This is a genomic window from Actinocrispum wychmicini (assembly GCF_004345645.1).
Lineage (GTDB): Bacteria > Actinomycetota > Actinomycetes > Mycobacteriales > Pseudonocardiaceae > Kibdelosporangium > Kibdelosporangium wychmicini.
This window is the reverse complement of the sequence record NZ_SLWS01000004.1, coordinates 574,259-590,869: the sequence shown is the minus strand read 5'-3', so window position 1 is coordinate 590,869 and position 16,611 is coordinate 574,259. Positions and strand designations below refer to the sequence as shown.

The following is a 16,611-nucleotide window of genomic DNA, read 5'->3' as shown; positions in this document are numbered from 1 at the left end:
GAGGAGTACCGTTGCGGCATGTCGGGGGGCGCGCTGTTCTACTTCGTTCCCGGGGCTTTCGCCGTCCCCACCGCCGTTCTCGTCCTCGGGTTCAGGCGACGGAACTTGCTGGCCGCGGCGACCGGCGTGGTGGCGCTGGTCTCCATCGGCGCGACGTTCGCGGCGCAGGCCTGGGGTGGGCTGACCGCCGCCGGAGCTGTGTTCGGCCTGCTCGAAACCGCGACGCTGCTGCTGTTGATGAACCGCGTGGCGCGGTGGTGCGCCCTGTGGCCGGCTGTGGCCGCGCTCGTCGTCGCCAGCCTGGCGCTGACCGGCGTGATGATCAGGATCGTCGAGCCGGCCACAGTCACCCGGGCACTGCTGGTCCTGGCCTATTGGTTCCTCGGCGGGATCCTCGCGGTCGGGGTCGGTGTGCACCTGCGCTCGGTGGACGTCCGGTGGGCTCAGTCGGTCGCGGCCAAACGCCGGGCCGAACGCCTCGAACTGGCCCGGGACCTGCACGACTTCGTCGCCCATGACGTCAGCGGCATGGTGGTGCAGGCCCAGGCCGCCCGCATCGTCGCCGGCCAGCCCGCGCAGCTCCTGGAAACCCTCGACCGCATCGAACAAGGCGGCCAGCGCGCGTTGGCCGCGATGGACCGCGCGGTGGCGATGCTGCGCACCGGGCCGGAGAACGCGGCCCTCGGCCCGCCGGCCCGGTCCACTCTGGACGATCTGGTACCGCTGCTGGACCGGTTCGCCGCCGAAGGCACCGCGAACGTCCACGTCGACATCGACGACGTCACAGCACCCGGCGAGATCGCGGCCACGGCCTACCGGGTCGTGACGGAGTCGCTGACCAACGTGCGGCGGCACGCACCGGCCGAGTCCCGGGTCGAAGTCAGCCTCACCCGACGTGCCGCCGAGTCGCCCCTCGGTCCGACGCTGGTCGTCGCTGTCACGAACAACGCCGCCGGCGCCCCGCGCCGCCCGGGACTGTCGCCCGGCCTGCACCGGCACGGTGGCCTCGGCCTGCTTGGCCTGGCCGAACGGGTCGAGGCGCTGGGCGGCACCCTGCACGCCGGCCCGTGTGGGCCGGCCGGCTGGCGGGTCGTCGCCGCCCTGCCGCTGCCACCGGACACCGGAGCGCCATGACCGACGCGCCCATCCGCATCCTGATCGCCGACGACCAGGCCGACATCCGCAGCGGCTTCCGGCTGATCCTCAACGCCCAGCCGGACATGCGGGTGGTCGCCGAGACCGCGGACGGCGTGGCCGCGGTCGACCTGGCCAGGGAGCTGCGCCCGGACGTGGTACTGGCCGACATCCGAATGCCCCGCCTGGACGGGCTGGAAGTGACCCGCCTGCTGGCCGGCGCGGACGTCCAGGACCCGACCCGGGTCATCGTGGTCACCACCTTCGACCTCGACGACTACGTGCGGACCGCGTTCCGCCACGGGGCCTGCGGCTTCCTGCTCAAGCGGGCCGGCCCGACCTTGCTGGTCGAGGCCATCCGCGCGGCGATGGCCGGCGACACGCTGATCAGCCCGTCCCTCACCGTGCGGCTCCTGCAGCACCTGACCGGCCCGCATCCAGGCCCGGTGGCCGCCGAGCCGCTGACCAGCCGGGAGACCGACGTCGTGCGGCTCGTCGCGCTGGGCAAGACGAACCCGGAGATCGCCGCCGAGCTGTTCATCGGCACCGGCACGGTCAAGACCCACATCGCCAGCGCCCAGCGCAAGCTCGGCGCGCGCAACCGGGTCGGGATCGCCGCCTGGGCCTGGGAAGCCGGCTACGCCACCCGATGACCGTCAGCCTTCGCGGTGGGCCACAACGGTACGCGGAGTCAGCCGGCCCTTCGGCGGCTCACGGGTGATGGCACCCGCCGACGCGTCCGCGGTCAACGCCCCGACGGCGTCAGCAGGGCGGTAGATCGTCTCAAGCAGTGTGTACTGCTGCAGCTCAGCGACCGGACAACTGCCCCGCCGCGCCAGTTCCGCCAGCAACACCCGGCGCAACGGCAGGAGCTGCGGCGTCAGCGAGATGTCGACCAGGGTCTGCTCGGCATCGCCCGGATCGCGGTAGCGGATCCCCGCGAACTCGTCCGCCGCCCACAGCTCGTTCTTGAAGATCGCCAGGTGCTTGCTGTCCCCGGTGGCGAAGACCAGCAACTGTGCCCGGCCGTCATCGGCGACCAACTCAACGGCGACCGAACACCCCAACCCCATCGCGCGCAGTCGCCCACGGTAATCAGGCCCCGCTGTGGCCAACGTGAGCAGCACTTCCCGCGCCTTGCCCTGGGCCAGCGACGTGACCAGCCGCCATCCGTCCGCCTCGGCAAGCCCGCCGCCCTCGACAACATCCAGATGCACCAGCGCCGGCCCGACCACCGTGACGTCCTCAGGATCAGCAACCCATCGCACCACCAGCCCAGCCGGCGGCTCACCCACCACCGAGTCCGGGGCCCCGACAATCACCATCTCCAGGTGATGCCCGTCAAGCCGATCAGCGGACTCACCGAAGACCTGAAACGCGTCCGCCACGAAGTCATTGTGTCCAGACTCGACATACGTGGCACCGCGACGCGACCCCAGCGCGACCGGCGTCCACGCGTCGAGATACCGCACCAACACCTCACGCTTCACCGCGAGATGCGGGTCACCACGCGCGGACATACCTCTCGTTCTACCGCGCCCATCCACCTCGCGCCAGCTCTGCCGCTGTGGCCGCCGTGTCAGGGGCCGTGTCAGCACGGTGGCCGTGCGCTGTCAGCACGGCCGGCGATCGTAGTCACCGTGATCAGGTCACCGATCACACCCACACCAGATCCTCAGGGAGCACGCCATGCCGAAGTTCGACACCCCCGCCCCGATCTTCACCGTCCTGACCGTCCCCGCCGGCCGCGTCCACCTCGTCGCCACCGAACGGACCGACACCGTGGTCGAGATCCAGCCCGCGGACCCCTCGAAGAACCGCGACGTGAAAGCAGCGGAACACACCACGGTCGACTACACCGACGGCGTCCTCCGCATCCACACCCACACGACCGGCAACCAGTACTTCGGCCCGACCGGAAGCGTGGCCGTCACTGTTCAGCTGCCCGCCGGCTCCCGCGTCGAGGCCATGACCGCCGCCAGCGAACTGCACAGTGTCGGCCGCCTGGGCGACGTCACCTTCGACGGCGCCTACAGTCAGATCACCATCGACCACGCCGCCAGCCTCCGTCTCACCGCGGTAGACGGCGACGTGCACGTCGGCCACCTCGACGGCCCCGCCCAGATCACCACCACCCGCGGCGACATCCACATCACCGAAGCCACCCGCGACACGGTCGTGCTACGGACCCAGGCCGGTGGCATCACCGTCGGCGCCGCTCCCGGCGTCTCCGCCCGCCTGGACGCCGGCACCACCTACGGCCGCATCAGCAACTCGCTGAAGAACAACGGCACCACCGAACTCGACATCACAGCGACCACCGCCCACGGCGACATCACCGCCCACAGCCTCTGAACGGCGGTCTCACAGTGTTCGGGCCCGCTCGATGTCCGGTCCGCGATACAGCCGCTCCGGCACCTGGGCGAGCGTCGACTGGTGCACCCGCGGCCCCAGGCCGTAGAGCTGCTGGAAGCTCATGATCAGCGGACGCCAGGCGTCCGGGTCGATGCGGTCGTTGGTCGCCTCCATCCGAATGTCGTCATGCACATGAACCCGCACGATCCGCAACTCCAACACGAGTATTTTCCCGCGCTGAACGTCATCCTCGGCGGCCAGCGACCGGACATCCTCGACAACGGCCTCCAGATTGACGGGACACTCGGCGACCCGAGGCGGCCCGACGACCTCGGACGCGACCGGAGTCAGTCCCGCGACGCCGAACTTGTCCGGTTCGAACCGGTAGCCGCGCTGCACCTTCACCGGCGGCACCGGGTCGGAACCGGTGGTCAACGCCAACCGGTCGACGTTCGCCGCCATCGCGTCGGACGGGAGGTTCAACACACACTCCCGAGCCCGAACCAGGTTCTCGGTCGTCTTGGACCGGGCGTTCAGCCCGATCACCGCACGCCAACCGAGCCAGAACGCGGACGACATGGGAGCCAGGTTCACTGAACCGTCCTCGTTGTCGGTGGAGATGAGGACCACGGGCGTGCCGAAGTACAAGATCCCGGGCTCAATCGCGGTGTGCAAGGGATCGACAGTCGATGTCATGAGATCCACAGTGTCAGCGGAGTTATCGGCACGCTGGCGGGAATCTGACATCGCGTTGTCCACACTGGCGCGTGGCCCCGCGAAGTCGTTCCCCACGCCGGCCGGATCGGTGTGCCACCCATCGGGACTCTGCCACGACATCGCAGTCAGCTGGGTCCAGAGTCGGCGTGCAGCACCGCATCCACCGCGATGGCCAGCCCGACGGAGGTCATAGCCGCGGCTGCATTGGTGTCGGTCATGCGACACCGCGAATGGGGGTCGTCACAAAGGGTGCTTGTGCATCAGATGATCACAACTAGGACGAAAATCATCCATGTCTTCCGTGGTCTGAAAACCACCCTTTGGCTTGGCCAGTGCCGAACCCAGGTCCTCGGCGAGGTCCTCGGGATCCTCGATGCCGACCGACAGCCGGATCAGGTCGTCGGTGATGCCCGCGGCCAGCCGGGCCTGCCTGGGCACCGGGCGGTGGGTCATCAGGGCGGGGCACTCGATCAGCGACCGCACCCCGCCCAGGCTCACCGCGCACGTGAACAGCGTGGTCGACGCGAGCAGCGGTTCGACCGGGCCGGCGTACCGGAAACTGATCACCGAGCCGGGCGCGGCCATCTGCCTGGCCGCGATGTCGTGGCCAGGGTGGTCCGGCAGGCCCGGATACCGCACCTCGCGGACAGTGGGTGACCCGCGAAGCATGTCCGCCAGCACGCGGGCCGTGCTCACCTGCCGCCCCACCCGCAGGGAAAGAGTCTTCAGGCCGCGGTGCACAAGGAAACAGTCGAGACCGCCTGGGACGTTGCCCGCGACAGTCCGATGCTCGGTGAAGGCGGCGTGCAGGGCAGGGTGGTCGTAGACCAGTGCGCCGCCGAGAACGTCGCTGTGGCCCGCGATGAACTTGGTCGTGCTGTGCAGGCTCACGTCGGCGCCCCAACGCAGCGGCCGTTGCAGCACTGGACTGGCGAAGGTGTTGTCCACCACCACGACCGCCCCGTTCGCGTGCGCGAGCCGGGTCACCTCGGCGATGTCGACGATCTTGAGCAGTGGGTTCGTGGGTGTCTCCACCCAGACCATGTCAACGTCCGTGGCCAATGCGGCGCGGGCTTGGTCGCGGTCGGACAGGTCGACCAGGTCGACCCGCACACCGAAACGGCGCAGACCGACCACCAGGGTGTGCGTGCCGCCGTAGACGTCATCACAGCACACCAGCCGTTGTCCGGGCGACAACAGGGACAGCGCGGTCGTCGCGGCTGCCTGGCCCGAGGAGAAGACCGTGCAGAACCTGGCGTCCTCCAGCGACGCGAGGCACAGCTCCAGCGCCTCCCTGGTCGGGTTCTCCCCTCTGCCGTAGAAGTACCGGACCGGATCCTGGGCGAACCGGTCGTAGGTGGTGCCGACGTGAATCGGCGGGGTCACGTCACCCGCCGGACCGTCCGGTTCCTGTCCGATGTGGACGAGTTTGGTGTCGAACCGCATGGCGGTCACAGAAACCGTTCGTTCGGATGCTCACGGGTCCACGAGCCGGGCTGGACCGTGCGCAGTGCCCGCCCGACGGCGTCCACTTCGGACTCGGTGTTGTAGACCCCGAAGGAGAGACGCACGGTACCGACGACGCCGAACGTGTCCACGAACGTGTTGGCGCAATGCACTCCACAGCGAACGGCGATGCCGTGCGCGTCGAGGTGCCCGCCGATGTCGTAGGGATGGATGCCGTCCACCACGAACGAGACGATCCCGCTCGGCTCCACTGCCGGATCACCGAGGACCCGCGCCCCGGGCAGCCGACCGATCGCGTCGACCGCGGCCCGGACCAACAGCTCGTCGTGGGCTTGGATGGCCTCCCAGCCGAGGTCCGACAAGTAGCCGAACGCCTCGGCCAGCGCGACGGCGCCCGCGACATGCGGCGTGCCGGCCTCCAGCCGTGCGGGCGCGGGGACGTACTGGACCGGGCCCGTCGTACTGACGCCTTTCACCGTGCCGCCACCGACTTGGTACGGAGGCAGCTGGTGCAGCAGGTCGCGGCGGCCGTACAGCACGCCGATCCCCATCGGCCCGTAGGCCTTGTGCCCGGAGAAGCAGTAGAAGTCCGCGCCGAGCTCGCGGACGTCCACCCGCCGGTGCGGCACGGCCTGGGCGCCGTCCACCACGATCGGCACTCCGGCGCGGTGGGCGTGCGCGGCCATCTCGCTGACCGGGTTGACCGTACCGAGCACATTGGACACATGGGTGACCGCGGCCAGCCGGACCCTCGGCCCCATGGCGTCCGCGAACGCCTCGGCACGTACCCGGCCGTCCTGTCCCGCCGGGACGACGACGAGTTCCGCCGCCGCGGCGTCACACAGCCGCCGCCACGGCAACAGGTTCGAGTTGTGTTCCATGCCGGTGACCACCACCTGATCACCCGCGCCGACAATCGCACGGCCCCACGTGTCCGCGAGCAGGTTGAGCGCGGCGGTGGTGCCTGGCACGAACACGATCTCCTCGGCGTGTTCGGCGTTCAGCGCACCTTGGACAACGCTTCTGGCCCGGTCGTAGCTGTCGGTCGAGCGATGGCTGAGCTGGTAGTAGCCGCGCCCGATGTTGGCGTTGGCCTGGTGGTAGTACCCGACCAGGGCGTCGAGTACCCGTCGGGGCTTCTGGCTGGTGGCCGCGTTGTCGAGATAGACGAGCTGATTGCCGCTGAAAGTCGTCGACAGTATGGGGAAATCGGAACGGACCGAATCGCCCAGCGAGGCACGATTCCTGGGCGCCGTCCCCACCAGTTCGACCATTCGGGACCCCCGATTTCAGTTCGTGTCGTTGTGTTCGCCGAAAAGGCCCGCGACGGGATTCCGGACCGGCGGCGCTGAATCGCGCGCAAGCCCGGTGCACCAGTCGGAAGACCGCGGGGCAGGGCGATCACGGACCTGATCGCGTCGCCGCCGGTGGCAATCCCACAGGTTACCAGTGAACTCAGAAGTAAACCAGAGGAATCGACTGCCGCGACAGATCGACAGCATCTCCCCGACTCTGTGCTACGAACGGGCGAATAGCCACGAACTCGCTTGACACCCACCCCTTGGCGGGCGGCAGGATCAGACAAGGTGACTATCTTTTCTGTAAGTTAGTTCTCCTTCGCTGAGATGAGAACACCATGGACGCTGACCGAGCGCACGGTGCTGTGGCACGGCCCGAGAGCGGTCTCACCGCCCGGCGCGCGATCACACCTCAGTTGCCGATGCGGATGGCGGACTTCGCCCGGCGGGGGTTCCGAGTGGACCGCCCCAGACCCCGTGCCGAACTGGAACGGCACGCGCGGTCGTTCCTGTCCGGGTACAACCTGGCCATCGCGCACTGGCCGGACGTCCACGAGGCACTTGGCACCGTGCCCGCCGAAGAACGTGGGTTCGCCTACGAGGGCGCCGCGATGTACGCGGGCCAGCGCGACCTGGTGAGCGTACGGCGGTCCGCCGCACTCACGGCGCTGCTGGCCGAGTCCGGACAGGACTACATCCACCTGATCCACGTCGGCCTCGGGTGGGCACTGAGCCCGTTACGGCTCCCCCTGCGCGTCCGGACGCCCGTGACCCCGCTGCTGCGGTGGCTCGCCCTGGACGGCGCCGGTTTCGCCGACGTCTTCTTCGGCGGGCGCCGGACGCTGGCCCGGCGCGCGCGACGAGCCGGCCGCGACCCCGCCAGGCTGGCCCGGCTGGCCGGGTCCGGCCGAGCGATGTGGTTCCTGACTTCCGCGGATCCGGTGGAGACGCACGAACTTCTCGAGCATGCCCCGGTCGCCGCACAGGCCGCGTTGTGGAGTGGCGTCGGCCTGGCCGCGACGTACGCCGGCGGTGCGGATGAGTCCGAACTGGACACTTTGCGGATCCGGGCCGGCGACCACTGGTCGCACCTGGCGCAGGGCGTGGTGTTCGGCGCCACCGCTCGGACCCGGGCCGGCGTCGTCCCCGCGCACACGGCACTCGCCTGTGCCCGCCTGGCCTCGATCACCCCGGAAACCGCCGCGACCTGGGCACACGAAGCGACACATGGCCTGACTGAACGCCGTGACGTCCAGGCGTACCAGGAATGGCGAACCCGAATCCGGCTGCTCGCGACCGAGTCCGCCGAGAGCTGAGCACCCCGACGCTACCGCGATGTCCGCAGTGAGGTCTTTGATGAATATCCGAACCGTACGACGGTCGGTTACCGCCGTCGTCGCGGGCGCGCTGTGCGTGGCCACGGGCCTGTTCACCGCGTTGCCCCAACTGAGCGACGCGCAGCAGGACACACTGGCGAAGCCGTTCTCCTTCCGCCAGGTGCCGTTGAACACCGTGCCCGCCGGAGCCAAGGACGTCCGGCCGGTGCAGCCCGGCCTGGCCGACATCCGCGGCTGGATCTCGGCGGTCGGCGCGGCGGTGGCCCTCACCGACCTGCGCGGCCTGGGCCGCCCGGCCGACTACTGCCTGGTCGACCCCAGGGACGACTCGATCACGGTCGCGCCGGTGCCCGGCGGGGGCGGCACCGCGTACCCACGGTTCGAACTGCGACCGGCCGGGCTGCCGTACGACGCCACCATGGCCCCCATGGGCTGTGTGCCCACGGACATCAACGAGGACGGCACCGTCGACCTGATCGCGTACTACTGGGGCCGCTCCCCCGTGCTGTTCCTGAACCAGGCCAAGCCGGGCGAGCCGCCCAGCGCAAACGCTTTCCACGCCGTCGAGCTGATGGAACCGATGCAGGTGTGGAACACCACCGCGCTCAACGTCGCCGACATCGACGGCTCCGGGCACCTCGGCATCGTCGTCGGCAACTACTTCCCGGACGGCGCCAAGGTGCTCGACCCGGCCGCGGCCGGCGACGCCCGGATGGCGATGCAGGACGGCATGGGCGACGCGGCCAACGCCGGCCCGAGCCGGGTGCTGCTGACCGTCCCGACCGGTGTGCCCGGAGAGAAGCCACGGATCGCCGACGTCAGTGCCGACCTGCCCGCCGACGCGCTGCGCGGCTGGACGCTGGCCATCGGGTTCCAGGACCTCACCAGCGACGGCTTGCCGTCGATCTACCTGGCCAACGACTTCGGCCCGGACAAGCTGCTGGTCAACCACTCGACCCCGGGACGGGTCCGGTTCACCGGCGTGCGGGCCGGGCGGGACATGGTCACGCCGAAGTCCGAGGTGCTCGGCCGGGACTCGTTCAAGGGCATGGGAGTCGCCTTCACGTATCCGCACGGCACCGGCCTGCCGGAGATCGTGGTCAGCAACATCGCCGAGTCGTACGCGCTGGAGGAAAGCAACCTGCTGTTCGTCCCGGACGGGCCCGCGTCGGACCTGCGGGCGGGCATCGCGCCCTACACCGAGGAAAGCCAGCGCCGGGGCATCGCGCGCAGCGGCTGGTCGTGGGACGTCAAGGCGGGCGACTTCGCCAACGACGGTGTGGACGAACTGACCCAGGCGACGGGGTTCGTGCGGGGTGAGACCGGTCGGAACAGATGGCCGGTGTTGCAGGAGCTGGCGATGGGCAATGCCGAGGTGCTGCACGCCCCGGATGCCTGGCCGAACTTCGTCCCCGGCGACGACCTGTCCGGCAGCCGGGACGAGAACCGGTTCTGGGTGACCAGTCCGGACGGCCGCTACACCGATCTCGCCGGGCGGCTGCGGATCACCCAGCTCGCGCCGTCCCGTGGGTTCGCACTCGGCGACGTCGACGGGGACGGCAAGCTGGACATGCTGGTGGCCAACCAGTGGGCGGACTCCCGCCTGCTGCTCAACACGTCCCCCGATGTCCCGCCCGCGGCCGACCTCGACCTGGTGGTGCCCGGCGCGGCCGGTGGCGATCGGGCGGCGATCGGCGCGCAGGTGGAGGTTCCCGCGGCCGGCGGGGTGCCGGCCCAGAAGTACCAGCTCTACCCGGCCAACGGACACGCCGGTGTGTCCGGCGCGGAGCTGCACCTGGCGTTGCCTCGGGACGGATCGGCCACCGGCACGGTGACCTGGCGGGACGCGGCCGGGCCGCACAGTGCGCCATTGACTCTCGCTCCGGGCCATCGCCGGATCGTTCTGCTGCCCGACGGAAAGGTACGGACGTCATGACGACGGAGATCACCCGGTCACAATCGAACGCCACCGTCGTCACGAGCCCGCCGCCGCTCACGACCGACGTCGCCGCGCCCCGGGATCCGCGCGTACAGGCGTTGCAGCGGTTCGCGATGTCCATCACGGCCTTCAACATCCTCGGCTACACGCTGTTCGGCTTCGAGCAGGCGCCGATCACACCTATCGTCTGCCTGCTGGTCAGCTACGCGACCGCGCTGGTCCTGGAGACGGTGGACGCGTGGGCGCACGACCGGGCACCCGCCTACGCGGGCGGACTCCGTACGCTCGCGATCTTCCTGCTGCCACCGCACATCAGCGGCCTCGCCTGCGGAATGCTGTTGTACGGCAACTCATCTTTGTGGCCGTACGTGTTCGCGGTCGTGGTCGCCAACGCCAGCAAGTACATCGTGCGGGTGCGGGTCAACGGCAAGCTCCGGCACGTGCTGAACCCGTCCAACACCGGCATCGCGGTCACCCTGCTGCTGTTCGACTGGGTCGGCATCGCGCCGCCGTACCACTTCACCAACTGGCTGCACGGCACGCTGTCCTGGCTGATCCCGTTGGGCATCCTGATGGCGGGCACGATGCTCAACGCGGGCCTCACCAAGAAAATCCCGCTGATCACCGCGTGGGTGGGCGGTTTCGTGCTGCAGGCGGTGATCCGGTGGCTGACGCTCGGCGACTCGCTGCCCGGGATGCTGGTGCCGATGACCGGGGTGGCGTTCGTCCTGTTCACCAACTACATGATCACCGATCCGGCGTCGACGCCGGTCGCCCGGCGCGGCCAGATCGCGTTCGGTCTCACCGCCGCCGCGGTGTACGGCATCCTGGTGTGGCAGGGCGTTGTTTTCGGCCTGTTCTTCGCGCTGGTGATCACCTGTTTGCTCCGCGGCGCGGTCCTGGTGGTGACGCGGTGGCGTGACCGGACTTCCGACAGCGGCGGCACGAGATGAGTTCACCGCGGATCGCCGTGGTCGGCATGGCCTGCCACTACCCGGACGCGCACAGTCCGGCCGAACTGTGGCATACCGTCCACACTGGACGGAAGGCGTTCCGGGCGCTGCCGCCGGGCCGGCTCTCCCCGGCGTACCTGGGTGACCGCGGCGACCCGGACCGGACCTATGTGACGCACGCGGGCGTGCTGCGGGACTGGGAGTTCGACCGGGCCCGCTTCCACGTGCCGGTCAACGTCCACCGGGCGGTCGACCACACGCACTGGCTGGCGTTGCAGACCGCCGCGGAGGCGTTCGCCGACGCGGGTTTCCCGGACGCCGACGCACTGCCTCGGGACGAGGTTGGTGTCGTGCTCGGCAACTCGCTCGGCGGCGAGTTCAGTAGAGCCGCGCAACTGCGGGTGCGGTGGCCGTTCTTGGCGGCAGCCGCCGCCGAAGCACTGCGTCGCGGCGACGTCTCGGCTGACCGCACGGCCACCGTGCTCGCCGAACTCGAGCGCGCGGTGAAAGAGCCGTTCCCCGAGCCGACGGACGAGACGCTGGCCGGCGCGTTGGCCAACACGATCGCCGGGCGGATCTGCAACCACTTCGACCTGCACGGCGGCGGGTACACAGTGGACGGAGCGTGCTCGTCGAGCCTGCTCGCGGTGGTCCACGCCGCTCGTGCGGTGGCCACCGGCGAATGGCGGTTCGCCGTCGCGGGCGGTGTGGATCTGAGTATCGATCCGCTGGAACTGGTCGGGTTCGCCAGGGTCGGCGTGCTCGCGGTGGACCAGATGCGTGTGTACGACGCCGATCCGACCGGTTTCCTGCCCGGCGAGGGCTGCGGGGTGGTCATCCTGACCACTGTGGACGAAGCGGACCGGCGAGGCCTGCCGGTGCACGCCGAACTGCTCGGCTGGGGGATCGCGTCGGACGGCGCCGGTGGCCTCACCCGGCCGTCGGTGACCGGCCAGCTCCAGGCGATGCGCCGGGCGTACCGGATGGCCGGGATCGACCCGGGCGCGACAGACCTGGTCGAGGGGCACGGTACCGGCACCGCGGTGGGCGACCAGGCGGAGATCGAGGCGCTGTGCCAGCTTCGGTCGGCCGGCGGCAGGCCCGCCGCGCTCGGCTCGGTCAAGGCGAACATCGGCCACACCAAGGCGGCGGCCGGGGTTGCCGGACTCCTCAAGGCGGTACTGGCGGCTCGGGCCAGCGTGCTGCCGCCGACGAGCGGTTGCGTCGATCCGCATCCCCTGCTCCAAACTCCAGATTGTCCATTGAGGACAGTTATCGAGCCGGAGCCGTGGACCGCGCCGAACCGGTACGCGGCGGTGTCCGCACTGGGGTTCGGCGGGATCAACACCCACATCGTGATCGGCAACCGGACGGCGGCGTCGGCGGCAGTGCCCGCACCGGTGTTCCCAGCGCACCACGCGATCGTGCTGATGGGCGCGGACAGTGCCAGCCAACTGGCCGACTCTCTGGCCACACACGCGCCCTGGTTCGGCCGACTCAGCAGCGCCGAAATGCACGACGTGGCCGCGACCACGTACGGCGCCGCGGCCGACTCGCCCGTCCGGTGTGCCCTTGTCGCCGCGAACCCCACGGAACTGGGCGCGGCAGCGGTCGCGGCGGCTGCGCGGCTGGCTGACTGGGACGGTTCGCTGACAGTGGCCACCGGATTCGTTCTGGCGGCAGGTCCCCCACCACCAGTCGGTCTGTTGTTCCCCGGCCAGGCCGCGCCGGTCCGTACCGAACTGCCCAGCTGGGCGAAACACTTGGCCGTACCGGACATGCCCGCGACCCCAAAGTCTACAGTAGACACTAGCGCGGCGCAGCCCGCGATCCTGCGGCAGTCGCTCGCCGGCATGGCCTGGCTGGCGGCCCTCGGGTGCGAACCGGCCGCGGCGGCCGGGCACAGCCTCGGCGAGATCGCCGCCCTGGTCTGGTCCGGTGCGCTGGCACCGGAAGCGGCGATGGACTTCGTCGCGGCCCGGGGCCGGCTCATGGCGGACCACGGCACACCGGGTACGACGATGGCAAGCCTGGACGCCTCGCCCGCCACCGTGACCGGCCTGATCCGGTCCACCTGGGTGGTCATCGCCTGCCAAAACGGCCCTCGGCGCACCGTCGTGGCGGGGCCCGTCGACGAGATCGACCTGGTGCTGACGCGGGCCCGGTCGGCCGGGATCGCGGCCACCCCGCTGCCGGTGTCCCATGGGTTCCACAGCCCCGCGATGGAACCAGCAATAAGTCCACTTCGGACGCTACTGGCCGGGGTCCGGTTCGACCGGCTACAGCGGCCAGTGCTGTCCACCGTGACCGGACACCTCCTGGCCGACGACACCGACCTGGCCGACCTGTTGCTGACGCAGCTCACCGCGCCGGTCCGGTTCCAGGACGCGCTGGCCGCCCTGTCCGTCCGATGTGGACTCCTGGTTGAGGTGGGCCCCGGGCACACCCTGAGCGGACTGGCCGCCGACTGCGCGCCGGGAACACCCGTGGTCACGCTCGACTGCGGCGGCCCGCCCCGAGCGCACGCCTTGGCGACGGCGGCACTGGTGGCCTGCGGGGCGGGTTCCGCGGCCGTCTGGTTCGCCGGCCGGGGACATCGGCGGCTGCCGCCGGGTACCCCGATGTCGTTCCTGGACAACCCCTGTGAGACGTCGAACGCCGCACCACGGGGCGTAACGCCGACAGCGCAGCCCTCGCCCGCCGTTTCCGACGCCGATCCGATGCGTGCCCTGCGCGATCGCCTGGCCACCGAATGCGACCTGCCCCGGTCCGGGATCACCCCGGCCACCTCGATGTCCCGCGACCTGCACCTGAGTTCGTTGCGAATCATCGCCCTGATCACCGGCGTCGCCACCGAACTCGGCCGCAAAGCCCCGTCGGCGTTGCCTGTCTTCGCGGACGCGACGGTCGGGGAGATCGCCGAGGCGTTGGCGGAACTGGACGTCACCGACGACCACACCGGGGCCGGTCCGCCCGGTGTGCGGGAATGGGTCAGGGCGTTCACGCATCGCTGGGTCCCCTGGACGCCGTCCGGCACCGCGGCCGATCTCGACTGGACCGTGCACGCACCGCACGGCCACTGGCTGCACCAGGTGCTCACCCGGCGACCGGGCCATCGAACGGCGCTCGCCGTTTTCGTCCCTACTGAAGCCGGAACCAGCGAAGTGGCCTCCGCCCTGCGCGCGATCGCCGGTCATCGCCCCGGTGTGCTGCTCGTCGTCCACCACGGCCACCCGGCCGCGGCGGCGGTCGGCCGCAGCGCATACGCCGAGCTGCCCGGGTGCGCCACCACGGTCCTGCGCGTTCCCGCCGAAGCCCGTGACCTCGACACCGGACTGGTCACCGCGGCTGGGTACCGGGAGTTCCAGGCCGGCGCGGACGGCTCGGTCACGCACCCGCGGACCACACCGTTCCCGCTCGTGGCGTCGGCCGACCCGCCGATCGCCCCGGGAGAGGTCTGCCTGGTCACCGGGGGTGTCACCGGCATCACCGCGCACGCCGCGATCGCGCTGGCCCGCCGTACCGGGTGCACGCTGGTGTTCGTCGGGCGACGGCCGGATACCGACCCCACAGTGGCCGAGCGGCTGGCCGTCATCCGCGAGCACGTCGACGCGCGGTATCTCAGCGTCGACGTGACCGACCAGCAAGCCGTGCCCGAGGTCACGGCATACGGGCCGGTACGTGGACTGCTGCACGGCGCGGCGGTCAACGAGCCCCATCCGATGTCCACTGTGGACGATGCTGGTCTGGCCCGGACAGTGGCACCGAAGGCGGACGGGCTGGCGAACCTGCTGTCGGCGGTGGGCGACGGGCTCCGGCTGGTCGTGGCGTTCGGTTCGGTCATCGGCCGGACCGGTCTGACCGCGCAGGCCGAGTACTGCGTCGCCAACGAGTGGCTACGGCACCGGCTGACCGAGTGGGCGGCCGACCGGCCCGGGTGCCGGGCGCACTGCGTCGAATGGTCGTTGTGGTCGGAGATCGGCATGGGCGCCCGGATGGGCGCCGTCGACGGCCTGGCCGCCACCGGGGTCGCCGCCATCCCACCGGACTCGGCCGCCGACGCGTTGGTCACGTTGCTCGGCACGCCGGACGCACCGGTCACGGTGACGGTCAGCGGGCGGCTACCAAGCACGTTCACCGTGGCCGGCCCGGAAGTGCCGCTGGTGCGGTTCCTCGAAGACCTCCCGGCCCGGACACCCGGGGTGGAGACCGTCGCCGAGGCGACGCTGAGCCCAGCCGACGATCCGTACCTGACCGAACACAGTGTCGACGGCGTCACGGTATTGCCTGCCGTGCTGGGCTTAGAGGCCATGGCACAGGCCGTGCACGCGACCACAGGAGAACGCACCGCGTGGTCGTTCCGCGACGTGAACCTGCCGACGCCCGTCGTCATCGGGACCAGCCGGCGGATGCGGGTCGCCACGCTCGCCGACGAACGGGGCCACTCGGTCGAAGCGGTCCTCACCGACGACGGCGACCAGTTCGGCAGTCCGCGAATGACGGCGACCATCGTGCCCGCCCCTCCCCTGCCGCCGCCGGGCAACCCGGGGACGCCCCCGGACCGGCGTGGCGTCCATCCCTACTACGGCCCGTTGTTCTTCCACAGTGGACGATTCGCCCGGCTGCGGGAGTACGAGGCGCTGTCCGCCTTCGAGGTCCGTGCCTGGCTCGACACCTCGGACATGGACTGGTTCGCGGGCATCCATTCGCGCCGGCTGCTGCTCGGCGACCCCGGCCTGCTGGACGCGAGCATCCACGTGCTGCTGGCCTGCCTGCCGCACCGCACGGTACTGCCGGTCGGCGCGGACTCCGTCACGATCTGGCGCAGGCCAAGCGAAGTCGCGTTCGTGCGGGCCCGTGAAGTGCGGCACACCATGACCGACTATGTGTTCGATGTGGACCTTACCGACTCGCACGGGACCGCCGTCGCCCGTTGGGAACGGCTTCGGTTGCACGCCGTGGGCACCCGGAAGTGGGCGGTGCCGTTGCCGGCCCGGCTGGTCGGCCCGCTGCTGACCCGCAGGCTGATCGAGTGCGGTGTGGCCGACGGGTTGGCGGCGTGGACCAGTCCGGACGACACCGGTGGCCTGCGCCTCGAAGTCCGGGCGGACCATCCGGTGTGGACGGCCGTCACCGCGGTCGACGCCGACCCGGGTGCCGAACCCGACCGGCTGAGCCTGGCCCTACGGGACGGGACGACCGACCGCCTGGCCGAGTCCACCGCCCGGTCCGCCGCCATCCGCAAGGCGCTCGCCTCGGCCGGGGTGACCGGCGAGCCCCGGATCCGCCTGGTGAACGGCGACCTCGTGGTCCTCGGCACCGGGGACGGCGTCCAGGTCGCCTGCCTGCTGACCACCTGCGAACCGGCGAACCGCGCCCTCGCGATCGCCGTTGCCCTGCCTGGAATCTGA

General features: G+C 70.5%; 11 protein-coding genes. 7 read left to right on the top strand and 4 right to left on the bottom strand.

Annotated features, from left to right (window positions below):
* Positions 1-18 precede the first annotated feature (18 nt).
* Together EV192_RS20725 and EV192_RS20720 are read left to right on the top strand one after the other, a co-directional pair.
* Positions 19-1,134: a sensor histidine kinase gene (locus tag EV192_RS20725; RefSeq protein ID WP_165960516.1), complete on the top strand. Its 1,116-nt coding sequence runs from the start codon at positions 19-21 to the stop codon at positions 1,132-1,134.
* The gene (locus EV192_RS20720) at positions 1,131-1,787 is read left to right on the top strand and encodes a response regulator (protein WP_132117736.1); all 657 of its coding nucleotides are present in this window, start codon (positions 1,131-1,133) and stop codon (positions 1,785-1,787) included. Before EV192_RS20725 ends, EV192_RS20720 begins: the two co-directional genes overlap by 4 nt.
* A gap of 3 nt (positions 1,788-1,790) precedes the next feature.
* Here EV192_RS20720 and EV192_RS20715 read toward each other — a convergent pair whose 3' ends face one another.
* Complete coding sequence (locus EV192_RS20715; protein ID WP_132117735.1) at positions 1,791-2,654, bottom strand: hypothetical protein; 864 nt, start codon at positions 2,652-2,654, stop codon at positions 1,791-1,793.
* A gap of 169 nt (positions 2,655-2,823) precedes the next feature.
* Between EV192_RS20715 and EV192_RS20710 the strand changes: the two genes are divergently transcribed.
* A complete protein-coding gene (locus tag EV192_RS20710; RefSeq protein ID WP_132117734.1) occupies positions 2,824-3,489 on the top strand; it encodes a DUF4097 family beta strand repeat-containing protein in 666 nt (221 codons plus the stop codon).
* 9 nt (positions 3,490-3,498) lie between these two features.
* On the opposite strand, the gene EV192_RS20705 is transcribed toward EV192_RS20710, so the two are convergent.
* From EV192_RS20705 to EV192_RS20695, 3 genes are all read right to left on the bottom strand, one after another.
* Positions 3,499-4,185 carry a flavin reductase family protein gene (locus EV192_RS20705; RefSeq protein ID WP_207926157.1) on the bottom strand — a complete coding sequence of 229 codons (687 nt, stop codon included), beginning with the start codon at positions 4,183-4,185 and terminating at the stop codon, positions 3,499-3,501.
* A 261-nt stretch (positions 4,186-4,446) separates the two neighbouring features.
* Positions 4,447-5,652, bottom strand: coding sequence for a trans-sulfuration enzyme family protein (locus EV192_RS20700; protein ID WP_132117732.1), 1,206 nt, complete (start codon positions 5,650-5,652; stop codon positions 4,447-4,449).
* Between the two features lie 5 nt (positions 5,653-5,657).
* Positions 5,658-6,947: an aminotransferase class V-fold PLP-dependent enzyme gene (locus EV192_RS20695; RefSeq protein WP_132117730.1), complete on the bottom strand. Its 1,290-nt coding sequence runs from the start codon at positions 6,945-6,947 to the stop codon at positions 5,658-5,660.
* Between the two features lie 362 nt (positions 6,948-7,309).
* Here EV192_RS20695 and EV192_RS20690 point away from each other — a divergent pair, with 362 nt between their 5' ends.
* From EV192_RS20690 to EV192_RS20675, 4 genes are read left to right on the top strand one after another with little or no spacing between them, the layout of a single operon-like run.
* The gene (locus EV192_RS20690) at positions 7,310-8,287 is read left to right on the top strand and encodes a DUF1702 family protein (RefSeq protein ID WP_132117728.1); all 978 of its coding nucleotides are present in this window, start codon (positions 7,310-7,312) and stop codon (positions 8,285-8,287) included.
* A 40-nt stretch (positions 8,288-8,327) separates the two neighbouring features.
* Entirely contained in the window at positions 8,328-10,244 is a 1,917-nt protein-coding gene (locus tag EV192_RS20685; protein ID WP_132117726.1) for an FG-GAP repeat domain-containing protein, read from the top strand.
* Entirely contained in the window at positions 10,241-11,200 is a 960-nt protein-coding gene (locus tag EV192_RS20680; protein WP_207926156.1) for an enediyne biosynthesis protein UnbU, read from the top strand. Before EV192_RS20685 ends, EV192_RS20680 begins: the two co-directional genes overlap by 4 nt.
* Complete coding sequence (locus EV192_RS20675) at positions 11,197-16,611, top strand: type I polyketide synthase (RefSeq protein ID WP_132117724.1); 5,415 nt, start codon at positions 11,197-11,199, stop codon at positions 16,609-16,611. The genes EV192_RS20680 and EV192_RS20675 overlap by 4 nt, the downstream gene beginning before the upstream one ends.

Bases quoted from the DNA above. Each gene is read 5' to 3' on its own strand.
- EV192_RS20695 (WP_132117730.1), bottom strand. From the start codon at position 6,947: ATGGTCGAACTGGTGGGGACGGCGCCCAGGAATCGTGCCTCGCTGGGC.
- EV192_RS20710 (WP_132117734.1), top strand. From the start codon at position 2,824: ATGCCGAAGTTCGACACCCCCGCCCCGATCTTCACCGTCCTGACCGTC.
- EV192_RS20715 (WP_132117735.1), bottom strand. From the start codon at position 2,654: ATGTCCGCGCGTGGTGACCCGCATCTCGCGGTGAAGCGTGAGGTGTTG.
- EV192_RS20705 (WP_207926157.1), bottom strand. From the start codon at position 4,185: ATGACATCGACTGTCGATCCCTTGCACACCGCGATTGAGCCCGGGATC.
- EV192_RS20685 (WP_132117726.1), top strand. From the start codon at position 8,328: ATGAATATCCGAACCGTACGACGGTCGGTTACCGCCGTCGTCGCGGGC.
- EV192_RS20725 (WP_165960516.1), top strand. From the start codon at position 19: ATGTCGGGGGGCGCGCTGTTCTACTTCGTTCCCGGGGCTTTCGCCGTC.
- EV192_RS20680 (WP_207926156.1), top strand. From the start codon at position 10,241: ATGACGACGGAGATCACCCGGTCACAATCGAACGCCACCGTCGTCACG.
- EV192_RS20720 (WP_132117736.1), top strand. From the start codon at position 1,131: ATGACCGACGCGCCCATCCGCATCCTGATCGCCGACGACCAGGCCGAC.
- EV192_RS20700 (WP_132117732.1), bottom strand. From the start codon at position 5,652: ATGCGGTTCGACACCAAACTCGTCCACATCGGACAGGAACCGGACGGT.
- EV192_RS20690 (WP_132117728.1), top strand. From the start codon at position 7,310: ATGGACGCTGACCGAGCGCACGGTGCTGTGGCACGGCCCGAGAGCGGT.
- EV192_RS20675 (WP_132117724.1), top strand. From the start codon at position 11,197: ATGAGTTCACCGCGGATCGCCGTGGTCGGCATGGCCTGCCACTACCCG.